The organism is Exiguobacterium oxidotolerans JCM 12280 (assembly GCF_000702625.1).
In the GTDB taxonomy this organism is placed as follows: domain Bacteria; phylum Bacillota; class Bacilli; order Exiguobacteriales; family Exiguobacteriaceae; genus Exiguobacterium_A; species Exiguobacterium_A oxidotolerans.
On the sequence record NZ_JNIS01000001.1, the window covers coordinates 109,754 to 131,424 of the forward strand.

A 21,671-nucleotide genomic window follows, 5' to 3' on the forward strand; every position below is an offset into this window, starting at 1 on the left:
GCGGTTCGAAGCGTAGCTTATATGTCTTTCTCAAGCAGCTGCGGATCCGTCCTTAGCTGCTTTTGTGCCATCTGCCTAACTGGAGAGGTGATGAAGATGAAATTCAGACGACGCGAAAAAGTAGCAATCTATATCACACGGGAACAACCAGAGGGATGGGAACTACTTGTTTTTCATCCTCAATCAGCTCCAGATAGTGACTGGCAGATTCCTGCCGGGACGATTGAAGACGCAGAAATCGCCAAGGAAGCAGCTGTCCGCGAGACGTTAGAAGAAAGTGGTCTATCACTTGCGACCGTTCAATACGTCGGCGAAGAAGAGATGCGTTACCCAGAGCGGATGCGGGTCCATTACACGTATTTCTATCATGCCCATATCGAATGCCAAGAAAACAGATGGACGCATTGTGTTGCGGGTGACGGTCAAGATTGCGGTGATTTTTTCCATTTTGCTTGGTTGCCGCTTGATCGCATTACACAGCTTGAACGCCGGCATCATATTTTTCTTGATCGGCTCATTCATCGGTTGGAACGGAATCAACCGTATGATTGTCGTAAACACGGCTAACGTCGTGTTTTTTGTTTTGTCTCACTATATTGAGTTTACCTTACTTATGAGACAAGGTTATTTAACTATTGATAATATATGTTATGTTAACTAGGAAAGAAAAATATTTTTTTGGCATGTCCCCCATAAAAAATAGTCAGTTTGCCCCTTTGTTTTTTACATCCACCCCTGTTACTCTAAATACAGTAACAAATCATTTGTTGCCTTTATATCGGTAACATTCCGGTTGTAACCGGAATATCAGTAACAAAGGAGGAATTTGATGCAAGCCGTCGCCATTTCATTTGACGTCAAAAATTCACGCACTTTTCCGCACAAAGAAGAATTATTGCAGACACTCCGGACGTTGGCGGAGCAATTAAATGACCAGTTTAAAGACGCACTCGTCCCATTTCAAATCAAGTCTGGAGACAGCTTACTCGGTGTTTTCCAAAGCTACCCAGTCTGTTATCCTGTTTTACTCGAACTCGTTAATAGTCCGCTTGACGGTTATGTCGGCGTCGGATTTGGTCAATATGAAACGCTTTCGACGACAGAAGCCGACGAAGCGAACGGTAGCGCCATCATTTTTGCCTTCGAAGCGCAAGAGGCGGCCAAAAAATCAGACAATCAAATCGTTTTCGCCGGCCCCCCTTATTTCCCGGCTGCTTTACTAACAGGCTATGTCGATATGCTGTATCCCGCTTATTTTGGGAAAACAGATCGTCAAATCGAGCTCCATACACTGATGGACCGATTCCCGGACGCAACGTATGAAGAAATCGGACTAAAAATGGGTTTTCAAGAAAAAGATGCCCGAATCAACGTCGCGAAACTTGTTGCCCGCTCGCAACGTAAACAACGGAAGCAACTCGAAACGGCTTTTATACAAGCGCTCGAGCAACTCCAGGTCTGGGAGGCGATTGGATGAATTTACTGTTGAGCCTCCTGATTGCCCATCTCGTTGCCGATTTCCCGCTGCAAGGTAAACGGATGGCGGAGCACAAGCACCGGAAGCTTCGCCCCCTACTCGTCCATCTCGGGATACATAGCCTCTGTACAGCGTCTGTCTTAAGTTATTTTTACCTGACTGGACAAATCGAGCTCGTAAGTGCCCTGTATCTCTTCAGTGCGATTATCGGATCGCACGCCGTCATTGACCGCTCACAACTCAAGCGGATCATCAAACCGGCACCGGCTTTTTGGATTGATCAACTGTTACATATCGGCATCATCATTGGTCTGATCGCGGTGATGTTCCCGATCAGTTGGCCAACTGCTATCACCCTCTCCTTCCAAGTGCTTTGGATCATCATGTGGAGCCTGGTTGCGACGGAACTGGTCGGACGCGGCATTGCCCCCTTGCTGCTACCGTTCGCTCCCCGATTGATTGAATCCCATTTCGAGCGGAAAGTGACTCGTAAGGAACAATTGAACGGGATCAGCCGTTCCGTTACCCACGAGGTTGAGGATTCGGCCCGCAGTTACACGACAGAGATTAATGGCGTTGGTCGCTATATCGGTCTCGTCGAACGGGCGATCATCGTCATTCTCGTCGCCGTCAATGCGGTTGGTGCAATCGGCTTCATCATCGCCCTCAAAGCATTGGCGCGGTTCAAGCAGTTTGAAGACCGCCGTTTTGCGGAATATTATATCATTGGCAGTTTACTTAGTATTTTGAGCGCACTCCTCTGCGGAATCGCCATTCGCTTCGTATTATAGAACGAGAAAGAAAGTGAGGTGAGACGGCTTCCTGGCTTTACCAGAAAGACCGTCGAACAAAAATGAAAACGATTGGATTAGTCAGACACCACCGGGTCACAGAAGGATATCCGACGAAAGGTTGGATTAGCGCTTCCGACATCGAAGCTTGGATTGAACGGTACGATAGCTCGGCGATCGATGTCAAACCGGTCGAACTCGGACAGACCGACTGGACGATCTGTTATGCGAGCAGTATGCCGCGGGCGATCCAGACAGCAGAAAGTGTCTATGAAGATGAAATCATCGTGACCGACCTCTTACGGGAAGTGCCGTTCCCGACGATCAATTCCCGGATTCGCCTCCCCTTCCTCGCCTGGGCGATCATCGGTCGGCTCGTCGCTCCATTCAGCAAACGGATTCAGGCGCAGATTAAAGATGCCAACCAACGCATTGAAGTGTTGTTGAATCAATTGGCATTCGAGAATAATGAACGCGTTCTCCTCGTCGGTCACGGCGGAATGATGTTATTGATGCGGACGGCACTGAAAAAACGTGGTTACACCGGCCCCCGCTTCCGTCACCCGCGCAACGGGATGCTCTATCAATTTGAAAAGAGTGAGGTTAGACGATGAAATGGGCTTCGACGATTCTGCTCGCCCTCGGTCTGATCGTCATTTTCTATATGACACGGGAAGACGAAGCGCTACGCACCGACCGCGCCGAAACGACGGTCTCGGTATACGGATTTGATGTCGGACAAGGTGACAGCACCTTCATCCGGACGAAGACGGACTCGATTTTGATTGATGGTGGCAACAATGGTAAGGGAGATGACGTTGTCCGCTACTTAAAAGCGCTTGGGGTGACACGCTTAACAGCCGTCATCGCGACCCACCCTGACGCCGATCACATCGGCGGACTCGACACCGTCCTTGAAGCATTTGATGTCGACCAAGTCTACGCCCCGCGTGTCAATCATACGACCGATACCTATCGTGACTTTTTGCTTGCTGTCAAAAATGAAGGGGTGACAATCAAGACGGCGAAAGCCGGCGTCGTCATCCCGAGTGAATCAGCCGATTTTGAGATCATCGCTCCTTTGACGGACGGGACCCGTGATTTAAACAGTTGGAGTGCCGTCCTGAAGATGACGCACGAGGAGAATACGTTCCTCTTCATGGGGGACGCGCCAATTCGGACGGAGCAACAATTACTAACAGCCAAAATTGACGTCAAGGCAGATGTCTTAAAGATTGGTCATCACGGTGCCGATACATCGTCGTCGATTCCATTTCTTCAAGCCGTCCACCCTGAACGTGCCTTGATTTCAGCGGGAGAAGGAAATGCCTACAACCATCCCCGGCCGACAGTCATGAATGCCTTAGCAGCAGAGAGCATCACAATCGACCGGACGGACCGGATGGGGACGATTGAATACACATCGGATGGGACGGCGATTACCGTCACAAGTCGCAAAGACTTCCGTCCGAACTAAGGAGGCATAACGATGAAGATGACGGTCACAGCTTTCGAGGAGGCATTCGCCTTGTGTGAGACGGAAGCACGGGAAACGATTCAACTCCCGCGAGAACGACTGCCGGTCGCAGCAGAAATCGGCGATCGGCTGGAATGGCAAGGGCGCTCGATCCGGATTTTACGTACCGAGACGGTGGCGCGTCGCCAGGAAATCGACCAATTGATCGATGAACTGTTTGAAGATTGACGTAAAAAGCAGACACGCTGTGTCTGCTTTTTACGTGTTAATGGAATTATTTAGAAGGAATCTCGAGAATCACTAGCAGTTTTATCTGAATTTTCGTACACTTTAGTGAGAAGAAAACAAGGGGGAATTATTTTATGTTTCAACAACTACGTACATCCTTAAAACAATCCGTCCTCGGACAGGACCATGTCATCGATCATCTGTTGATCGGCATGCTCGCCGAAGGACATGTCTTACTGGAAGATCGACCGGGTACCGGCAAGACGACACTCGCTAAGGCATTGGCGCAGTCGCTCGATGCGAAGTTTTCCCGTGTCCAGTGTACAGCTGATACGCTACCGACCGATTTACTCGGAATGGAGTTGTTCAATCCGTTGACCGGCTCATTCGAACAACGATTCGGTCCTCTGTTCGCCAACATCGTCCTCGTCGATGAAATCAACCGGACGACCCCGCGCACCCAGTCTGCGCTCCTTGAAGCGATGGCGGAAGCACAAGTCACAATCGGTGACACGTCCTATACGTTACCGCAACACTTTTTTGTCATCGCGACACAAAATCCGTTCGATGGACAAGGAACGTTCCCGTTGCCTCAAGCTCAGCTCGATCGTTTTTTGTTCAAACTTTCGTTCACGCCGCTCGACCGGACTGCTGAAAAAGCACTTTTGCGGGGCGCACATCTCGAGGCGATGGATCTTCATCTCCCACTCGAGCAATTGAACGCCTGGAAACAGGAAGTCGCAGCCGTAACCATCGAAGACACGGTCGAGGACTACCTCCTTGATGTATGTGACGCCCTACGAGCGCACCGTGACATCGAAATCGGTCCGAGTCCGCGGGCGACGCTTGCCTTGCTGAAAGCGGCAAAAGCACGCGCCTGGATGCATGAGCGGAATTACGTGACGCCGGAAGATATCAAGAGCTTGGCTACCCCTTTGCTCGCCCATCGTCTCGTCTTGACCCTTGAAGCGACGTTGAAGATGACGAATGAACGACTCGTCAAACAAACACTCGAATCTTTGACTGTACCGACTGAGGTGTAACCATGCAATTGATTACACCTAAAGCATTCCATCCCATCTTCTTATTTCTCGTCGGAGTAAGTGGTGTCTTTTGCGCCCTATATGGTTCACTCGTCCTCGCCAGTCTATTCGTCGCCTATGTCCTCTACGGCTGGTATATGCCGAAGTGCCTCGAATACTTAGCTAAACAGATCGACGTCCGATTGGTTGAGACGACACGTGCCTTTCGTGACGATGAACTCGCAATCCCGTTTACGTTCGAAAACCGGGCAAGGTTCCCGCTCGGTAAAGTCACTGTATCCGGTTTGCTCGGGGACCAGGTCCGAATCGATGGTGCAGGCAGTCAATTTTGGCGGCATCACCTGTTCGTCGGTAAAAATCAAATCGTTCCGTTCGAAATTGACGTCATCGCCGCACATCGCGGAACGATTCGGATTCAGTCGTTCGATGTGATGATTTCAGATCCGTTCCATACGATGACGGTCTACTTGACATTACCGATTCAACAACTCGGGCATGTCTTCCCGGACTTCGCCCCTGCTTCCGTCGAATGGAACGAACGGCAAATCCCCGGTGAGACGGTTGATCGGTCGAGCCCGTTCACGGACCGGTCGAGCTTTCATTCCGTCGTCCCTTATGCGGGAGACGCCAAGACAATTTACTGGTCAGCATATGCGAAGACGAGCGAACTCTATTCCTATCAATACGACCGTGTCCGGAATCATGATTATGCCGTCATCATCGACGGTCTGTCCGGTGACGGATTGTCCTTGCGGAGTGACTTTGAAAAACTGCTGTCCCGTGGTGCGACCATCATTCGAGAACTCGAAAAACAAGGTGCCTCTTACAGTCTTTGGATTTCGATGGTCAATCGGGATGGTCAGTGGTACCATGTTCCGTCCGGAAAAGGAAAGGAACAGTTTTTACGGACGATGGAGTGCTTGGCGCGCCTGTCAGAATACGACTTACCACTTGAGCGCCGCTATTTCATGAAACGTCTCCAACGGGCCGTCCCGTCGACGACTGCCGCAATCCACCTCGGTCATCAGCAAAAGGAGGTGAGCGCATGATGTTGCTCTGGTGGTTCCTCATCATCAGTCTCTTACAGACGATGGCACTCCCGTTGCTTGCCTTTGCACTGCTTGCCGTCCTACCCGTTCGGAAAGTCCGGATTCTTCTGCAAGTGATCGCTGCGCTCGCCCTGTTTTATGTATCACCATTGATCAGCATCATCTTATTGTTGGCGACTGCGATCGGTGCCTTCCTCGAGACGATCGAACTCGAATACCGCTTTGCTTTGACAGGTGCGGTCTTCGTCGGGATTTGTTTTTTGTACCCCGGACTGACACCACCGCTCCTCGCCTATGTCTTGCTTGGTCTACTCGTCCTGACACCGTTCTTAAAGCGACATCTCGTCGAGTGGCGCCGGATTTTGACGAGCGTCTCACTCGCCTTCGGACTTAGCTTTTTGCTCGTCTTCCTTCTTCGCCTGATGAAGGAAGCATTGTTCGGATCCGTCGCGAATTTAATGCGCCCCGCCTTTGAGGCATTCGGCTCACTCTTTACGTGGACGATCCCCCTTTCGGAAAAGGTCGATGAAAAAATGCAGACGGGTGCAAACCTCGGCAACATGGAAGCGGTCGAACCGATCAAACAAGGGACGATGAACGCCGCGACGGTCCAGGTGTTTAATTATGCCGCCTTCGCACTCGCTCTCCTCGTCGTCGGACTGATGTTCTATTTCCTCCGTAAACGACGCGTCGTCACGGTGGAGCAGGACGAGATCGTCCGACCAACCGCCAAAAAGCGGACGAAGGTCGCGAAAAAGCACAGTCAGCACCCGTTGCTCCAACTCGCCTCGCAACTGGAGCAAGCCTTTCCACGCAAACGCGATGAGACGACATACGAATGGCTTGAGCGAATCGCCTTCCCGGAAGTCGAGCGTAATGCCCGCTTGATTGACGGAATCGAGTTTAGTCAAAGTGAACCGGCCTATGACTTGCAAGTTTTCCGTCGTCAGGTTCGGGAACGTATGGAAGAATAAAAAAAATCTCCATCTCTGTAACAGAGAATGGAGATTTTTCATTTAGTTGAATCAATTTTCGATGCTTTACGTGCGATGACGACGATAAAGACGATCGCACCGACAGGAAGCACTAACGGCATCCAGTCGAGGATATACTGTGTGTTCATGGTATCCCCCCCTTATTGGCATGAGCTATAAGCGTAGCATATTCCAAATAACGGGATGATGCAAGTCTCGTTACAGCCGCGGTAAGACCGAATAAGCGATTGAATAATACAGTAAAATACTTGTTGCAAGCGAATAGACGACAAGAATCACCGGGATATGTTTGAGTTGACCACGACGTTTAAAGAGACGAATCGAAAAAATTGTAATGGCTAGTGCAAAGAGTGGACTAAAACCAAAAATGACGATATCCATCGTTTCTAATAATTCTTCCGCAAAAAGTAAGTTAAAAGCAAAAATAAACAATAAGTACCAGGAGATATAGGATAGACAGACGAAGAATAGATACAATAGTCCATCCATCCAACCCCGTGTACGGCGATTTTCCATCTGTTGCATGACGTTCCTCCTACATAAGTATCAGATACCCTTAATAGTAGACGGAAAAGATACGCGAAAATATTCAAATATGAATATACGACAAAAAACGACAAAAAGTGTCCTTTCACTTGCTAGGACACTTTTCGCAGCATTAGTTTACAACAGAACTTTCTTGATAGATTCGCGCCAACTGAAGAACCTTCTCTTTAAACGCCTCACGCCGCTCGCTCGGTTCGATGATTTCAGCTTGGTGAGCAAATTGAATCAACCATATCATGAAGCCTTCCGAGAAGAGGGCACTGACCTTAACCTCGAACCATTCTTCGTCGATTCGTCGACAGCGGATGTCCGTACCGAATCGATCGACGACCGTCGGCATGACACTTTCGTGAAATTTCAACGTCAGTTGCTCATCTTCCCCTCCGTACATGTTGAACATGTTACTTAAGTAGGAAGGATCCACCTCGACCGGAGTCTCTGCCGGTTCGAATACACTGCACTGGACGATCCGGTCGACACGATATGTCCGAATCTGCTGGACACGTTCATCGCGACCGATTAAGTAATAGTTCCCGTTATCGACAATTAAGTGCGCCGGTGTGACGAGATAAAAATCACCGTCTCGGCGGAGCTCGAACTTCCGCGTCCGTTCATTAAACTTCCCTTGGTACTGGAAGCTGATGATTTCTTGTTCCGTAATTGCCTTTTGAATCGTATCGATCGAGAACGGAATCACACCTTTTGGTTTTTTGACCGTATGGATGACGGGGTTCAACGTCTTCGCCAACCGCTCGCTCGTCAACGATGGAATCGTTCGAACAAGCGCCTGCGTCTCACTTTCCGAAATGAACTTCGCACTCGCGATCGCGTCGACGAGTAAACGCAACTGGTGGTGCTCAAACCGCCGACTGACGAGATGGTATGGCGTCGCCAGTCCATTTTTCGTCTCTTCTTTAACGACATCAAACCCTGATTTCGCGAGGGCCTCGATATCGTCCTTCAGCGATTTTCGTGATAATTTTTCAATCAATCCTCGTTTTGATAAAGCGATACTCAAGTCTTCTAACGTCAAGGTCTCCTCTTCGTCCGAGTATTTTTCAAAAATATCTCGAACAGCCAGTAAGCGATCACGGTTTGATAATTTTTCAGTAGGCACGGTACATCCTCATTTCCTATCGTTACGATATTTGATTATACTTCGAGTATACCGTAAATAAATAATAATATTAACAATAAATTGGTAAAATTTATATCGTTAGGAGAATTTGGATGCATTTGATTGGTGAATGGAAGGAACAACAATTTGATTACCGGGATAGCGGAACAGGTCCCATCATTCTGTTAATCCACGGGACACAGTCCGATTACCGGGAGATTTATCATGTCGAAAAATTAATTCGCGCCGGGTACCGCGTGATCGTCCCGTCCCGTCCCGGATACGGAAAAACTCCGCTACGGTTAGCGGAGTCCCCTGTCGAGCTAGCAGCGTTCTATAAAGGTTGGATGCAGGCGCGTGGTTTTACACGCTATACCATCTACGGCATCTCAGCGGGCGGTCCGACAGCAATCGCCCTAGCGAGCCAAAACGATGCTGCTTGCTCACTCGTTTTAGCGTGTGCGATGTCTCATCAAATTTCACTTCCATACCAGAACGTATTGATTCAACCGCTCTTGCAACGTCCACTCCACTTCATTCAGTGGGCATTATGGACGTATGTCAAAGATAAGTTAAAAAAATTTCCTGAAGAGGCGTCCGTCCGGATGGTCGAAATGACGAGCCTATTGCAACGCAGTGACATTCGGTCGCTCTTGACGCATGAGGATGAACGCTTATTGTATGCCGTCGGACTACAAAACGGTCCCGGGCGCGGCGTCTTGTTCGACATTACTCAGCAGCTTGAGCGACAGACACTCGAAACGGTCAGCTGCCCAGTCCTAATCGTCCATTCACAAGCCGATCGCGCCGTCCCGTTCGAGCATGCCCGCTATACGCAGCGTCTGATCCCTCATGCCCAGTTCATCGAATCGAAAAGTCCGGGTCATTTGATTTGGATTGGTCCTTCGGCACGACGAGATGAACGAATGATTGAACGGTTCATCACATTAAATCACCTGTAAACGAACATGTAACTTCATTTTTTCATTTTCCTCGACAATCGAGATGATTCCCCGGGCCGTCAATTCGTCGATCGCCTGCTCCGTCCGTTCTTCGTTCAAGCGGGCACAACGGGCGATTTCTGCGATGCCCATTCGACAGGACAGTTGATTCGCTTTGATTTTCGACGAAGGTTTGGCGACGGACCGTTGCAACAAACGCCAAAAGACATGACGGGCGTCGTCCGATAATGCATAGGCGTTCTTTTCAATGACAGGGGGTACATACCGAATGTCTTCACGGATCCGACGAATTAAGTACAGGCTGAGCCATTCCTCGAGTTCAGCTTGAATTCGGAAAAATTCAAACCACCAAAGTTGATCAAGCGCGTCTTCCTCATCGCGGCTGAGCATCCAGCTCGGTGGGATTTGATCAAACTCCTCTTCAAGCCAATCCTCATAATCAAGTGCCGTCTCATAGAGGACTTGCGGCGAAATTTGAGCCAACGATTCCCGTGATTTATAAATATCAAAGCTCATCCGACGGAAGTGTTCGACGGACGCTGCGACTTGACTGAGCTGGACGAACTTTTTCGTGATGAGACGAGCGAGACCGTCTAAATCATGGTGCATCGCATAAAGGTGTTTTTCTAAAGCAATCAAAATACTTCTTTCCATCAGACGTTTCCTCCTCTTTTCCTGGTGTGCTGATAGTCTTTTTCCGCAATCCCGGTTTTCAAAACCATTCTTAGAAGCAAATCAGTTTATTTCAACGTTTCCTTTGTCTTACAATGGACAAATAGTGATTAATGAAGGAGATGGAACGAAAATGTTTACGATTTACGGCAGTTCTAGAAAAGGGAACAGTGAATGGCTCGGTGTCCGCGCACTCGAAGGCATTCCTCATGCCTCGGTCGATTTAGCCAACACGATGATTCAACCTGTGGAAGACCGACGGCATCATGGTGGGTTCTTACCGATTGGCGATGATTACCGGCGGATTGTGGAAGAAATGCTCGAGCATGACGACATCGTGTTCATCACGCCAATCTACTGGTATTCGATGTCCACGAAGATGAAGCTCTTCATCGACCGCTTCAGTGAATCGTTGCGTGATGAAGACTTACGTTTCCGGGAGCGGATGCAAGGCAAGCGATTCCACCTGATTGCTGTCGGCGGTGATGATCCAAAAGAAAAAGGACGCGCTCTCGTGACGCAGTTCGACCATATCGCGACCTTTTTAGGGGCCCGTCTTGAAACGGCGATCCTCGCGGAAGGGAATGCACCGGGGGACGTCGTACACGATACGGTCGCCCTTGCAGAGATTGATGCGTTCCGAGAAAAAATGTCAAAAGCGTACGTTTAAGGAAAGTTATGTAAGGGAATCTTTTGATTAGTTCCATTCTGTAGGCAGACTAATCGGAGGTGGCGATAGATGTTACAGTCGAAAAAACGCAATGAACGCAAGTGGAAACGACTTAAGACACGCAATCATATCGTTTTACTAGAACAGCTATTTCAAACGGATGAAGAAATACGGGTCGTGCGACCACGACTTGATTCTCACCCCACGCCCTTAAATCCGATCGAGCCTTCTCGTTAAGTCGTATAGGACAAAAAAAGACGCATTTGCAATCGCAAATGCGTCTTTTGACTGTTTAGTCGTTTTTGAGCTTCACATTTTGGTCGGCAGGCAACGTTGTCGTCGTTTCCTCTTCTTCAAGCTTCGGTACACCCGCTCCATAATCTTTCGATTCATCTGCGACGTAAGATGCAGCATAGGCCGGGTTGATTAAGTCTGACTTCGATCCAACAATGACGATATGGCCATGGCGGACTTCATCTTCCAAACTTTCTGCAACATCTTTCGTCATGCCAAGTTCAGATAGTTGAGCGATACGATCTTTTCGATTACTACGGACGGTCGCCATCAATGTTTCAAAAAAAGATTTTTTCGTGACGCGGTAAGCAAGCGTCTGTGTATCGTTCGCTATCCGTTCTGCCAGTTCCTCGTCTTTTGCAAAAATATAAATTTGTTTATTGGAATACCCGCCTGACTTTAAACTCGTTACTTCTGCATCGACGCCAGTCATGTCACGGACAATACGTGTTTCAATCATGTTCGTTCATCTCCTTCATACTAAGCCTCAGTTGGCTGTCTCAATATAAAGTTATTCCCGAAACATAATGAATAAAACATGGATTTCAAAAACTGCTTATGAAACTTTCTTTAGTGACGTGCCACGTCGGTGTTTACGAAAGACGGTCAGACCGATGATGAGACCTACCAGCACTTGCGGCACCACGGTTTCAATCGTCGGATAAAATCCGATCCAGGCGACGGGCGGCAACGCAAGTGGATGGATCGGCAATACGCCTGTCAGTTGGAGCGCGTGCAGACTTACACCGAGTATCTTAAAGGCCATCACATAGATTAAGATGGTCGCGCCTAAGAATAGACGGCGAATCGGCAAACGGACACCGAAATAGATGACTGCAATTGACACGAGTCCGATGAAGAGAATCGCTGCCAAAATGCCTCCACCTAAGGCGAGTGGCGTCATCGCCGGTGCCATCCCGACGTAAAAGAGTAACGTCTCCGCACCTTCCCGGAAAATCGTCAAGAAACTGACGATGAAGAGTGAAGTCCGCGATAGGTCGGACACGAGTTGCGTTTGACGGGAAGTGATGGCCGTTTTCGAATGTAACCAATTTCCGACCAGTAACATCACGAGAACGGCGAACAAGCCGGTCCATCCTTCGATTTGCTCTCGTCCGACACTTGCGAGCGCGGTCGAGAAGAAAAATTGAATGATTAGCGCAAGCAGACCACTCGCTAAAAGCCCGAGGACGGCTCCGAACCAGATGTGCCGTTCCCCCCGTAAATTCGCTTTACGTGTCAAGGCGACGAGCGCACTGATAATCAGCAACGCTTCAAGTCCTTCCCGGACCATGACGAGCATCGCGTCGACGAACGTATAGCTCGTCTGGTCGGTCAGTTGTCCGAGCGATGCACTTAATTCCTGTAACGAAGTGATTGTCGCGTTCCGCGTCTCCTCATTTAAGCGGGCGAGCAATAAGGGGACGTCCGTCTCGACTTGCGTATATAAAGCACTGTCTCGTGTCCGGACCGCCCCTTCTCCGCTCGGCCACTGGGCGATGAACGTCGTCAAAGTCGACCGCGCCCCGTCGAGGTCTTTTGCAACGAGCGCATCCGACGCCTGATCGAGTAAACCGATCAAATCGGTCAATTCGACTGATGCCGTCTTGACGATGTCCCCTTCGACGAATGAGTCGATGCTTGTATCAAACTGGTCGAGGGCCTCGTTCCATTCCGTCTGGTCGAATGTCTGGCGTGCTTGTGCGATGCGAATCGCAGATAACGCCATCTCGACTTTTCCGTAGTGACCGATGCTTTCTTCCCGGACGACGCTCTCACGGGCCGTCCATTCCTTTAACAAGGTCTGTTCGAGTGTCTTTCGCTCACCCGCATCCGCTTGCCGCATTTGCTTGGTCACTTCCTGCAAATCAAGCAGACGGGTCCGGGCCGTCGCATCCTGCGCCGGACGCATTGTGTCTTCGAGCGTCCGGACGGCCGTCGACAGTGCCGTCAAATCCGCACTGATCGTTGCGAACGACGCATCCTGATGTTGTTTTAGCATCGATAAACGCTTTAAGATGACGGCTTTTTCATCTGAGTCAGCCAGTTCCTTTGATTGTTTAGCTAACGTCGCGATTCGTTTTGAAAGGGCATCGCGATCTTCCGCCTGCACGGCTGAGATGGCTTGACCAATCGACACGTAAAGAGCATCGGTTTTCGCCTCTGCACCCGCATGGGGGATGAGCGTGCTACATATAAGGAACACGAGTAAGGCAGCTTTAAGCAAAGAGCGCATCACCGATGTAACCTCCTTTTTGAATGCCGCCGAAACATGCGAACAGCGCGCTTCCACGATGAGTAATGTATTCATTCATCCGGTCAGAAGTTGCGAGCCGTTCTTGAATCGTGATGAACTGCTCCGGCGATCGCTGATACGAGAGGAACAACAGACCGGCGTCTAATGCGCCAGTCGTCTCATCAACGCCATCCTGGTAGGAGTAGGAGCGGCGGAGTAATTGCACCTTTCCTTCACCATGCGCGACCGCTGTATGCGAGTCTGCCGGTAGTTCTGCTTCCCCCCGTGCGATCCGTTTCGTCGGTGTAACGGACGCGAACTCATCTTTTGAACCGAGTGGTGCCCCGGACGCCCGTTCGCGCCCGAATGTCCGCTCCTGCTCCTTCAAAATCGTTCGGTCCCAGACTTCAAGGTGCATCTGAATCCGGCGAACGACGAGAAACGTCCCGTTCGTCAGCCAAGGTGAACCATCACGCCATTGATAAAACAAGGTCTTGTCCCGCGTCGCCGCTTTCGTCACGTCAGGATTGCCTGTCCCATCTTTGAATCCGAACAAGTTCCGTGGTGTCCCGCCTGTCGCATCTGCCACTTTCGACCGCTGGAAACCGGCTTGCGTCCAGCGAATCTTGACGACCCCGCGTCCGATTCGGGTCAAGTTGCGTAACGCGTGGAAGACGACTTGCTGGTCGTCCGCACAAATTTGGACAATCAAGTCCCCGCCGGACCATTTCTCATCGAGCTGGTCCAAGTCAAATGTCGGTAAATCTCGTAAGAGTGCCGGGCGTTTATGGCCGATGCCGAAACGATCCCCTTCAAATAAACTAACTCCGCAACCGAACGTGAACGTCAAGTGACTTGCAGATAACCCCTCTGCTTCACCGGTGTCGTCCGGTGGGATGTAGGCACTATCTGTTTCGCCGAGCGATAGTCCTGCTGATAGGCGCGCGCAAGCCCGCGTCCAGCGCTTCAATAAATCAATCAGCTCGTCGCGGCGATCCGTCTTGACGTCGAACGCAACGAGTTGGACGTGATTTTGGGCCGGCGTCATGATGCCCGCTTGATAGGTGCCGTAAAACGGGACTTGATCGGACGCCTTAGCCGTCAAGGCGCGCGGTAAGAAGCGTTCGACACCACTTGCATAGACAGCTGCACCGAGACCGGTCAGACCGGCGACTTTTAAGACATCACGTCGCGTCATGCTAGCCTCTAATGTGGGTCGTGTCATGATCATCCCTCCAGTACGATGCCCATCTTCGACAGCGGTTCTGCCAGTTCGTTAATGGCTTGACTCAACTGTTTAACGTCGGTTTTTGATAAGTCCGTGTAGAGGACGTACCCCTTTTCCGTTTTCTTCGCCTCTAATAAGGCGTTGACGTCCTCAAAGCGTGCCGCGATCTCTTTTGACAACGCGTCGTCTTGCTTCATCAGGCTCGGGTTCAATAACTGATAAATTTTTTCCGCCCCCTGGACGTTCGCTGCAAAATCATACAGGTCGGTATGTGAATAGCGGTCTTCTTCGCCTGTCACTTTCGAAGTCGAGACTTCATTCAATAAATCCGTCGCCCCCGTCACGAGAAGCTCCGGTGTCACGTCGACTGTTTCGACTTTTGCACGCAAGAGGTGGACGTCCTGCATCAGTTGCTCCGCGTATTTCTCATACCCTTTCGTCGTCCCCTTTTCGAACAAGCCTTGTTCGATCCGGTGATAACCGCCCCACTCGGACTCCTTGACGTCACCTGCACGGGCATCGATTTTCGGATCGAGGTCACCGAAAACTTCCGCGATCGGTTCCGCCCGTTCATAGTGCATCCGCGCCGGTGCATAGAGGGCTTTCGCCTTTTCAAGGTCCCCTTCCTTGACGGCCGTTGTGAAGGCTTCTGTTTTATTCGTGAAGGCATCCAGTTCATTGATCGCATAATCGCGGTAATCGGCGACGACCTGATCGAATTGACCGTCCGCTGTTTTCGGTGTCGCTTTTGTCGTTGTTTCTTGTTCCCCGCAAGCGGCTAACAAGGTCGCGAGTGACAAGACGCTCGCCGTAAGGATTTTCTTATGTGACATGATTCATTTCCCCCAAATCGTTAAGTAAGTTCAGTTGTTAGTATAGACGATAATGATAATCGTTATCAATATAAATTTAGAGGTAACATGAAAAACCCGTCCTGGCGAGCGTCATCAGGACGGGTGTTTGCGCATTCAGTTGTTTTTTCGCTTTTTAAAATACGTCCGTGAAATGATGAACGCCACGATCGCAAACCCGATAAAGACAAACGCTTTTTGGACGAGCGTCAAGAACGATAAATCAAACAATAACAGCTTAATCGCACTGACGCTAAGTAGCAACAGACCGGATAATCGCCAGACGGACAGGTTACGGATCCGACCAATCGTGACGAGAAGCAAGGCAAGTAAAATGTAAGCAATCGATAAGGTCGTACTGCGATTCGTTTCGTTGAGTCCGTCATAAAACGGCAGTTCCATGACGAGTAACGTATACGTCGTCAGGACGCCGACGGCTGCGGCAACTAGACTAATCTGGAACGTCCCGTCCTCGACCATCGCGTGGTGTTGTTGCACGAGTAAATAAATTAAACCACTCGTCGCAAGTACTAAGGCGACGACCGAAAGACGAAACGAGTCATTCATTGCCGCGTACATACCCGTCTGCGTAATCTGGTCGAAGATGAAGTAGACATACAAAGCGAGAGCGATCATCCGCTGGTACGGCATGTGCTGGCGTTTGACGAACCAAAGGCCGATCAGGATGCAGGCGAACAACAGGGCTTCGAACTGCTCGCTCAGTCGGAGTATGTCATAGGGGATTTGCGTGATCGCGTAGAACACCGTCGCGTGACCGACTGCATTGTGCCACGCATCTTTCGAGTAGTTGGCGATGCTATAGGCAAGCCCTGCCAGCACGAGGGCAATCAGTGTCCCCCACTGCCAATCGATGACGGCTAGACTCGCAATCGCAATAAGACCGGCCCCGTAACTCGGGTAGTTCCACTTCATCCGGAGACGTTGCCCAGTGAGAGCGGTCCCGATGTAGCTGACGAGCGACGCAGCAAGCAGTGAGATTTCGTCAGACATGGATGGTGGTGAAAAGCCGACCATGCTCATCGCTGTAACGAGAGCGATCGTCAGGAATCCCCAGCTGACGACGAAACCGAGAATCGTTTTTAAGCGAATCGCGGCATAGAATAAGGCGGCGAACAATATCACTTCATACAGTAAAAACAACGAAACGTTCGCTTCGTCCGCCAGTTGTAGAAACGGGAGTAAAAATCCGGTGATCGAGACGAGAATCAGAAGGACACGTGACGCCATCCATAACATTAATCCGAACGTAATGAATAAAATGACGAGTTCGAGCGAGAAGGCAAGACCCGGCGAATAGAATTGATACAACGCCATGCCGGCGTACAAGGCGGCTAACGAAACGATCGTCCCCGTCGCGACCAGTCCGACGCCGAGTTCCCGTCGCTTTTTCTCATACTGATACTCGCCTACTCCGATTAAGAGCAATCCGATGAGCACTCCACTGCCGACTCGGACCGCTGGATTGACCCAGCCGGAGATCGAGGCGTAAGAAAATAAGAAAATTGCCCCAATCGCGGCAAAAATTGCGGCGATGCGCGGTAACCAGATGGTCGCAATCATGTGTTCCCACTCATCACGCGTCCGGCTTTGTTTGATTTTTGGTGAAAACGTGTCGTCTTTTTTGACGAAGACGGGTCGTTTTTTCGGTGTCACGACCGTACTTTGCTCCGGAGTCGACTTAGGATGCGGAACCGGATGCGGCTGTTCGAGTTGCGCGACACGTAACTTCAACGCCTCGAGTTCCTGTTCTAGTTGGGTGATTCGTTGTTCTTCCATCATTCCACCCTTTCTTTATTTTAGATGGTACTAGTGTACCTGTTTCTTCTGCGTTTTCCTTATTTTTTCAAAAATAAGGAAAAGTCAGGTGACGATTCAACGAAAAAAACGACTTCCGCCCTTTTGAAAAAGGTGAAAGTCGTTTGGTCAGGTGACCAGTTAACGAACGGATAACGCATATTGTCCAGTCGTGTTATAAACGGATGTGAACTGTGCGCGACTGACGGCGTATTTCCCACGATACGGGTCAGACACGTAGAACGAACTGCTTGAAACACCCGTCACGAGCATGACGTGATAGTTACGGTACCCGGTGAACGTTTTACCGTCCGGCTTGATCCAAGAGAAGTAGCCATATGGATTTTTGAAATCAACGGTCGCCCAGACGATGACGGGATTCCCGCTTCGGATTTCACGTTCAATCTTACTGACACCTTGTTTCGAGATGTCGACGGCGCCACTCCGGTATTTTTTAGCGAGCGGGAGGATGCCTTTCGGGTAGATGCCCCAGTTTTTGTAGTAAGAGAGCGTCCCGGCCGGATCACCCGTAAACATTTTTTGCGGATCGGCCCAGTAGTATTTCCCATTTTTGTAGGTCGCATTGCTGATGCTTTTCGGTAGTTGTTTATAGAGCGACGCAGCCGAAACAGACTTTTTCTTGTAGGCGAGCGCCATCTTCAGCGAGACGAACTCGCAACCTGACGGATAACCTAACGTGTATTGATTGTAGTACGGGACATTTAATTTTTTAGTCGTACTGCTCGTTGGCTTCGTTTTCGTTAAGTACTGTGTCGAGACATAACGGTAGCTCCCGCTATACAAAATACGTGTAAAACTCCCTGACGTGCCATACGTTGCGACTTTGACCCCTTTACCGAGCTGGGTGACGGATTTGTATTTTGTGCTCGGACCCGTTCTGACGTTTAACGTCCCGACCGTCGTATACTTCGTGCCAGTCGATGTGTACTTCGAGGACGTCGTCGATGTCTTCACATAATCTTTGTGTATGTACCCTGTGCGTGATTTATAGGTGATTTTGTACCAACTTCCCGATGTTCCTTTTGACGTATAGACGTTTCCTTTGACGACATTCCCGAGAATCTTGCTTGAGGTCGTCGGCTTTTCACGGACACGTAAGACTGCGGTCGTGATGGTCAGCTTCGTTGCGGCATGTGCGACGAGCGACGGACTGAATACGCCAAACAGAACACCAGCGACGATGACACTTGAGAAAAACTTCTTCATGATAGACCCCCTTAACAGAATGACAATACGATGGTATACACCATTTTTCCCAAGTTATTGAAATAATAATCATGATTTCAAAAGAAATTTTAAAAAAATAGCAATATCTTCATTTTTTGTAACAAAAAAATCCTCCTGTTGTATCCACACAACAAGAAGATTTAATTATATTGTAATCAAACAAAATTCATTTTTTAATATTGACGATAAACGGTGACGGTTGAGCGAACGCCTGCTCGAGTAGATGGGCGACGAACGTCGTCTCTTCTTCCGTCACAGGAAGAGGGGCGTCTTCAACGATACTCTGGTAAAATGCCCGATATAATTTACCGTAGTCACCAATCGGACTCGGAATCCGGACATTTCGAAGATGATTGTGGTTGTCATGATAGAGTAACCGACCGAAATCATCTTCCGAATCTTCCCCGAATCCTTCTTCCCCTGGGAAGTAGTCTGCTTTTAAGTCAAGTTCTTGCCGATCGACATGCTGTTTGATGAACGTCCCGTTCGTCCCATGGATCATCCAGCGCGGAGCGGGTGCCAGTGCGACATGACTCGTTCGGACACTCGCCTTGAAATCGTCATAATAAAAATCAAGCGCAAACGTATCGTCCGGAATCGCAGTACCCCGGACGGTTCGGATGTCATAAGCGACTTGGTTCGGTCTTCCAAACAAGGCAATGATTTGATCAATCGTATGGACGCCAAGACTATAGAGCGCACCATTTTCATTCGCCGTATTCGCCGGCTTCGCATCCGGACGATACAAGTCGAAATGCGAGACGACTTCGACGATGCGACCGAGCTTTCCGGACGCAATGACTTGGGCGACAGCTTGAAAGTCGCTATCGAAACGCCGATTTTGATAGGCGAGTAGCTTGACGCCCTGCTTACGTGCTTCCTCAAACAGTTGCACCGCTTCTTGTTCTGTCACGGTAAAAGGTTTTTCGACGAGGACGTGCTTCTGCTGTTGCAACGCCTTCAAGGCATAGGCAAAATGCGTCGCAGGCGGTGTGTTGATGACGACGACTTGAAGCTTCTCGTCCGACAACATCTTGTCGAGGTCCGTCGTGAATTGGACTACGGGAAGCTTGCCCGTATATTTTTCCTCTAACTCCGGTTTTGCCGTCCGATTATAAATCCACGTCACCTCGAAATGGGGATCAATCATGACGTAAGGCAGATGGTAACGGGTCGTGCTTTTACCGAAGCCGATGAAGCCAATCTGAAGTCGCATCCTATCACTCCTCGCAATTACTTTTCTTTTACCTTAACAAAGCGGCTACGACTTGTCTTGAACAAATGACCGATTATGCCGTCGCTTCGATTCGTTCGTACTCATATGTCGAAAATCCGTCATATGTTCCTTGGTACGTAAAACCGACCGACGTATAATAGTCGTTTAAAAATGCATTTGACGCCACGCAGTCGAGACGAAGTGTTTCCCCTTCGTAATCCGTCAACTCGATTACATAATCAAGAAGTTGTTTTCCAACGCGGCGTCCTTTCGCCAAATCACTGACGACGATCCGGTGGATATAAAGACCTTCTGTATCTGCCCATAACGAGCGATCCCATTCCATCGAAGGAAGCAGGGCAACGGAACCGAGCAACTGGTCGTTTTCTTCAAAAACAAACAGTCTTCCGGCATCAAGATCCTCTTGGACGAGTGTTTCGATGTCTTGTTCAAGGTAGGCAGACCACTGTGTGCTGCCCGTCGCTTGGAGTGCGAGCGCCTTGTGCTCGAGTAGTGTTGCGATGTTTCGAACGTCTTGTGATGTAGCTAGTCGTATCATGTTGTACCTCCTGTAAGCAAAAATTCTTCTTTATCCTAACGAAAACTGCACCAGAAGAAAACCGTTTTGCTCGCATCGCTTAAAAAAAATCATAAAAACGCATCATTTTGTGATTTTTTTCATATTCTACAATTTTATTTTTAAATATCGTATTCTAAAAACGTGATCAGACCCCCAGTCTTCACAACGTGGATCTACCGGCTTCCCACGAGCCGGTAGGCCTTTTTTTTGTCTTCAGTCGAGTCCGACCCATTTTTTCGATAGACGGCGCGCATCTTCACGGTAGCGCGTATCCTCGACGACCGGGTTACTGAGACGTGGTGCGGAATCGGCATAATAGCCGCCATTGTCGAGCCGGTCATTCGTCGTCGCGAGGTACAGTGCGGTTTTCGCCCCGTACTCCGGCGTATACAGTTTCCCGGTCCAGTAACCGATTTGAGCGATCGGCTTTAAGAGCACTTTCATCGCTTTGCCGTACTTGCCACGGTAAAACAAGTCGGTATTGACGATGCCCGGATGGACGCTGACGAATGTCACATCGTCCCCATACTTGTCCGCGAGTTCACGCATGTGGACCATCTGTAACAATTTCGATTCGCGGTACGACCGCATCGGGTTGTATTGTTCTTTTTTAACATGGGCAATCGATTCCAGTTCGATATCTGTTCGGACGAGTCCGCCTTCCCCGGCGAGCGATGAAATCGAGATGACCCGAGGATCGTTTCCGTGTTGAAGGAGCGGCAGCAAGCGTTCAATTAAATAGAAGTGACTCAGGTAGTTGACTTGGAACTGGGACTCGAAGCCGTCTTTCGTCAAATGATACGGCGGGACCATGACCCCGGCATTTAAAATCAGGCGATCGATGCGACCGATCTGATCAAACAAGTGGTCTGCAAACCGGCGGACGGATTCCAGTTGGTCAAGTTGAACGATTTCGATTTCAAGATTCGTATGCGAAACCCCATGTTCACGTAACATTTGGACGAGCAGTGTTGCTTTCTTCTCTGAGCGGACCGTCGCGATGACGCGGTCCCCCCGTTCAAGCAACGCTTGGATTGTCACCATTCCCATCCCTGAGTTTGCGCCTGTCACGATACATATGTTCATTTCCATTTTCCTCCTCTAGTTACTAGTTACGCTTTCTTCGTTTACATGCATATATGTTGAGTGTTTTCCTTTTTCCGTCGATTTATACAC

24 protein-coding genes are annotated in these 21,671 nt (G+C 49.6%); 12 read left to right on the forward strand and 12 right to left on the reverse strand.

What is annotated here, in order from left to right:
* Nucleotides 1-96 precede the first annotated feature (96 nt).
* The 9 genes from P403_RS0100655 (at nucleotide 97) to P403_RS0100695 (ending at nucleotide 7,039) form a co-directional block, all read left to right on the forward strand.
* Entirely contained in the window at nucleotides 97-567 is a 471-nt protein-coding gene (locus tag P403_RS0100655; RefSeq protein ID WP_235195152.1) for an NUDIX domain-containing protein, read from the forward strand.
* 262 nt (nucleotides 568-829) lie between these two features.
* Nucleotides 830-1,477, forward strand: coding sequence for a hypothetical protein (locus tag P403_RS0100660; RefSeq protein WP_029330210.1), 648 nt, complete (start codon nucleotides 830-832; stop codon nucleotides 1,475-1,477).
* A complete protein-coding gene (locus P403_RS0100665) occupies nucleotides 1,474-2,268 on the forward strand; it encodes a DUF3307 domain-containing protein (protein WP_029330217.1) in 795 nt (264 codons plus the stop codon). The genes P403_RS0100660 and P403_RS0100665 overlap by 4 nt, the downstream gene beginning before the upstream one ends.
* A 62-nt stretch (nucleotides 2,269-2,330) precedes the next feature.
* Entirely contained in the window at nucleotides 2,331-2,882 is a 552-nt protein-coding gene (locus P403_RS0100670) for a histidine phosphatase family protein (protein WP_029330219.1), read from the forward strand.
* Nucleotides 2,879-3,745, forward strand: a complete 867-nt coding sequence (locus P403_RS0100675) for a ComEC/Rec2 family competence protein (RefSeq protein WP_029330223.1) — start codon at nucleotides 2,879-2,881, stop codon at nucleotides 3,743-3,745. The genes P403_RS0100670 and P403_RS0100675 overlap by 4 nt, the downstream gene beginning before the upstream one ends.
* Nucleotides 3,746-3,757: 12 nt before the next feature.
* A complete protein-coding gene (locus P403_RS15925) occupies nucleotides 3,758-3,973 on the forward strand; it encodes a DUF3006 domain-containing protein (protein ID WP_034800737.1) in 216 nt (71 codons plus the stop codon).
* Between the two features lie 134 nt (nucleotides 3,974-4,107).
* On the forward strand, nucleotides 4,108-5,016 hold the full coding sequence (locus tag P403_RS0100685) for an AAA family ATPase (RefSeq protein ID WP_029330224.1): 909 nt from the start codon (nucleotides 4,108-4,110) through the stop codon (nucleotides 5,014-5,016).
* Nucleotides 5,017-5,018: 2 nt separating this feature from the next.
* Nucleotides 5,019-6,065 carry a DUF58 domain-containing protein gene (locus tag P403_RS0100690; RefSeq protein ID WP_029330225.1) on the forward strand — a complete coding sequence of 349 codons (1,047 nt, stop codon included), beginning with the start codon at nucleotides 5,019-5,021 and terminating at the stop codon, nucleotides 6,063-6,065.
* The gene (locus P403_RS0100695) at nucleotides 6,062-7,039 is read left to right on the forward strand and encodes a hypothetical protein (RefSeq protein ID WP_235195153.1); all 978 of its coding nucleotides are present in this window, start codon (nucleotides 6,062-6,064) and stop codon (nucleotides 7,037-7,039) included. The genes P403_RS0100690 and P403_RS0100695 overlap by 4 nt, the downstream gene beginning before the upstream one ends.
* A 219-nt stretch (nucleotides 7,040-7,258) precedes the next feature.
* Here the strand turns inward: P403_RS0100695 and P403_RS0100705 are convergent, their stop codons facing one another.
* Nucleotides 7,259-7,585: a hypothetical protein gene (locus P403_RS0100705; protein WP_029330229.1), complete on the reverse strand. Its 327-nt coding sequence runs from the start codon at nucleotides 7,583-7,585 to the stop codon at nucleotides 7,259-7,261.
* A gap of 133 nt (nucleotides 7,586-7,718) precedes the next feature.
* Nucleotides 7,719-8,723, reverse strand: a complete 1,005-nt coding sequence (locus tag P403_RS0100710) for a helix-turn-helix transcriptional regulator (RefSeq protein WP_029330231.1) — start codon at nucleotides 8,721-8,723, stop codon at nucleotides 7,719-7,721.
* Nucleotides 8,724-8,836: 113 nt separating this feature from the next.
* Here P403_RS0100710 and P403_RS0100715 point away from each other — a divergent pair, with 113 nt between their 5' ends.
* A complete protein-coding gene (locus P403_RS0100715) occupies nucleotides 8,837-9,685 on the forward strand; it encodes an alpha/beta fold hydrolase (protein WP_029330234.1) in 849 nt (282 codons plus the stop codon).
* Here the strand turns inward: P403_RS0100715 and P403_RS0100720 are convergent.
* Nucleotides 9,671-10,339 (reverse strand): hypothetical protein, encoded by a 669-nt coding sequence (locus tag P403_RS0100720; RefSeq protein ID WP_029330236.1) that lies wholly within the window; start codon nucleotides 10,337-10,339, stop codon nucleotides 9,671-9,673. The genes P403_RS0100715 and P403_RS0100720 overlap by 15 nt on opposite strands.
* 151 nt (nucleotides 10,340-10,490) lie before the next feature.
* Here P403_RS0100720 and P403_RS0100725 point away from each other — a divergent pair, with 151 nt between their 5' ends.
* A complete protein-coding gene (locus tag P403_RS0100725; protein ID WP_029330238.1) occupies nucleotides 10,491-11,027 on the forward strand; it encodes a flavodoxin family protein in 537 nt (178 codons plus the stop codon).
* 69 nt (nucleotides 11,028-11,096) lie between these two features.
* A complete protein-coding gene (locus P403_RS16555; protein WP_160167769.1) occupies nucleotides 11,097-11,264 on the forward strand; it encodes a hypothetical protein in 168 nt (55 codons plus the stop codon).
* 55 nt (nucleotides 11,265-11,319) lie between these two features.
* Here P403_RS16555 and P403_RS0100735 read toward each other — a convergent pair whose 3' ends face one another.
* From P403_RS0100735 to P403_RS0100780, 9 genes are all read right to left on the reverse strand, one after another.
* Entirely contained in the window at nucleotides 11,320-11,781 is a 462-nt protein-coding gene (locus P403_RS0100735) for a YflT domain-containing protein (RefSeq protein WP_029330240.1), read from the reverse strand.
* A gap of 96 nt (nucleotides 11,782-11,877) precedes the next feature.
* Complete coding sequence (locus tag P403_RS0100740; protein WP_029330246.1) at nucleotides 11,878-13,557, reverse strand: FTR1 family iron permease; 1,680 nt, start codon at nucleotides 13,555-13,557, stop codon at nucleotides 11,878-11,880.
* A complete protein-coding gene (gene efeB / locus P403_RS0100745) occupies nucleotides 13,541-14,782 on the reverse strand; it encodes an iron uptake transporter deferrochelatase/peroxidase subunit (protein WP_029330249.1) in 1,242 nt (413 codons plus the stop codon). The genes P403_RS0100740 and efeB overlap by 17 nt, the downstream gene beginning before the upstream one ends.
* A 2-nt stretch (nucleotides 14,783-14,784) precedes the next feature.
* Entirely contained in the window at nucleotides 14,785-15,618 is an 834-nt protein-coding gene (efeO, locus tag P403_RS0100750; RefSeq protein ID WP_029330251.1) for an iron uptake system protein EfeO, read from the reverse strand.
* Between the two features lie 135 nt (nucleotides 15,619-15,753).
* On the reverse strand, nucleotides 15,754-17,433 hold the full coding sequence (locus tag P403_RS0100755; RefSeq protein ID WP_029330253.1) for a DUF2339 domain-containing protein: 1,680 nt from the start codon (nucleotides 17,431-17,433) through the stop codon (nucleotides 15,754-15,756).
* Nucleotides 17,434-17,592: 159 nt separating this feature from the next.
* Entirely contained in the window at nucleotides 17,593-18,678 is a 1,086-nt protein-coding gene (locus P403_RS0100765) for a C39 family peptidase (protein ID WP_029330255.1), read from the reverse strand.
* Nucleotides 18,679-18,865: 187 nt separating this feature from the next.
* Nucleotides 18,866-19,915 (reverse strand): oxidoreductase, encoded by a 1,050-nt coding sequence (locus P403_RS0100770; protein WP_029330258.1) that lies wholly within the window; start codon nucleotides 19,913-19,915, stop codon nucleotides 18,866-18,868.
* A 73-nt stretch (nucleotides 19,916-19,988) separates the two neighbouring features.
* The gene (locus tag P403_RS0100775; protein ID WP_029330260.1) at nucleotides 19,989-20,474 is read right to left on the reverse strand and encodes a GNAT family N-acetyltransferase; all 486 of its coding nucleotides are present in this window, start codon (nucleotides 20,472-20,474) and stop codon (nucleotides 19,989-19,991) included.
* Between the two features lie 234 nt (nucleotides 20,475-20,708).
* On the reverse strand, nucleotides 20,709-21,581 hold the full coding sequence (locus P403_RS0100780; protein ID WP_029330262.1) for an SDR family NAD(P)-dependent oxidoreductase: 873 nt from the start codon (nucleotides 21,579-21,581) through the stop codon (nucleotides 20,709-20,711).
* Nucleotides 21,582-21,671 lie beyond the last annotated feature (90 nt).

Coding starts and splice junctions, on each gene's coding strand:
- P403_RS0100755 (WP_029330253.1), bottom strand. CDS start 17,433: ATGGAAGAACAACGAATCACCCAACTAGAACAGGAACTCGAGGCGTTG.
- efeB (WP_029330249.1), bottom strand. CDS start 14,782: ATGACACGACCCACATTAGAGGCTAGCATGACGCGACGTGATGTCTTA.
- P403_RS0100685 (WP_029330224.1), top strand. CDS start 4,108: ATGTTTCAACAACTACGTACATCCTTAAAACAATCCGTCCTCGGACAG.
- P403_RS0100655 (WP_235195152.1), top strand. CDS start 97: ATGAAATTCAGACGACGCGAAAAAGTAGCAATCTATATCACACGGGAA.
- P403_RS0100675 (WP_029330223.1), top strand. CDS start 2,879: ATGAAATGGGCTTCGACGATTCTGCTCGCCCTCGGTCTGATCGTCATT.
- P403_RS0100665 (WP_029330217.1), top strand. CDS start 1,474: ATGAATTTACTGTTGAGCCTCCTGATTGCCCATCTCGTTGCCGATTTC.
- P403_RS0100765 (WP_029330255.1), bottom strand. CDS start 18,678: ATGAAGAAGTTTTTCTCAAGTGTCATCGTCGCTGGTGTTCTGTTTGGC.
- efeO (WP_029330251.1), bottom strand. CDS start 15,618: ATGTCACATAAGAAAATCCTTACGGCGAGCGTCTTGTCACTCGCGACC.
- P403_RS0100780 (WP_029330262.1), bottom strand. CDS start 21,581: ATGAACATATGTATCGTGACAGGCGCAAACTCAGGGATGGGAATGGTG.
- P403_RS0100715 (WP_029330234.1), top strand. CDS start 8,837: ATGCATTTGATTGGTGAATGGAAGGAACAACAATTTGATTACCGGGAT.
- P403_RS0100660 (WP_029330210.1), top strand. CDS start 830: ATGCAAGCCGTCGCCATTTCATTTGACGTCAAAAATTCACGCACTTTT.
- P403_RS16555 (WP_160167769.1), top strand. CDS start 11,097: ATGTTACAGTCGAAAAAACGCAATGAACGCAAGTGGAAACGACTTAAG.
- P403_RS0100770 (WP_029330258.1), bottom strand. CDS start 19,915: ATGCGACTTCAGATTGGCTTCATCGGCTTCGGTAAAAGCACGACCCGT.
- P403_RS0100695 (WP_235195153.1), top strand. CDS start 6,062: ATGATGTTGCTCTGGTGGTTCCTCATCATCAGTCTCTTACAGACGATG.
- P403_RS0100775 (WP_029330260.1), bottom strand. CDS start 20,474: ATGATACGACTAGCTACATCACAAGACGTTCGAAACATCGCAACACTA.
- P403_RS15925 (WP_034800737.1), top strand. CDS start 3,758: ATGAAGATGACGGTCACAGCTTTCGAGGAGGCATTCGCCTTGTGTGAG.
- P403_RS0100725 (WP_029330238.1), top strand. CDS start 10,491: ATGTTTACGATTTACGGCAGTTCTAGAAAAGGGAACAGTGAATGGCTC.
- P403_RS0100705 (WP_029330229.1), bottom strand. CDS start 7,585: ATGCAACAGATGGAAAATCGCCGTACACGGGGTTGGATGGATGGACTA.
- P403_RS0100735 (WP_029330240.1), bottom strand. CDS start 11,781: ATGATTGAAACACGTATTGTCCGTGACATGACTGGCGTCGATGCAGAA.
- P403_RS0100720 (WP_029330236.1), bottom strand. CDS start 10,339: ATGGAAAGAAGTATTTTGATTGCTTTAGAAAAACACCTTTATGCGATG.
- P403_RS0100670 (WP_029330219.1), top strand. CDS start 2,331: ATGAAAACGATTGGATTAGTCAGACACCACCGGGTCACAGAAGGATAT.
- P403_RS0100690 (WP_029330225.1), top strand. CDS start 5,019: ATGCAATTGATTACACCTAAAGCATTCCATCCCATCTTCTTATTTCTC.
- P403_RS0100740 (WP_029330246.1), bottom strand. CDS start 13,557: ATGCGCTCTTTGCTTAAAGCTGCCTTACTCGTGTTCCTTATATGTAGC.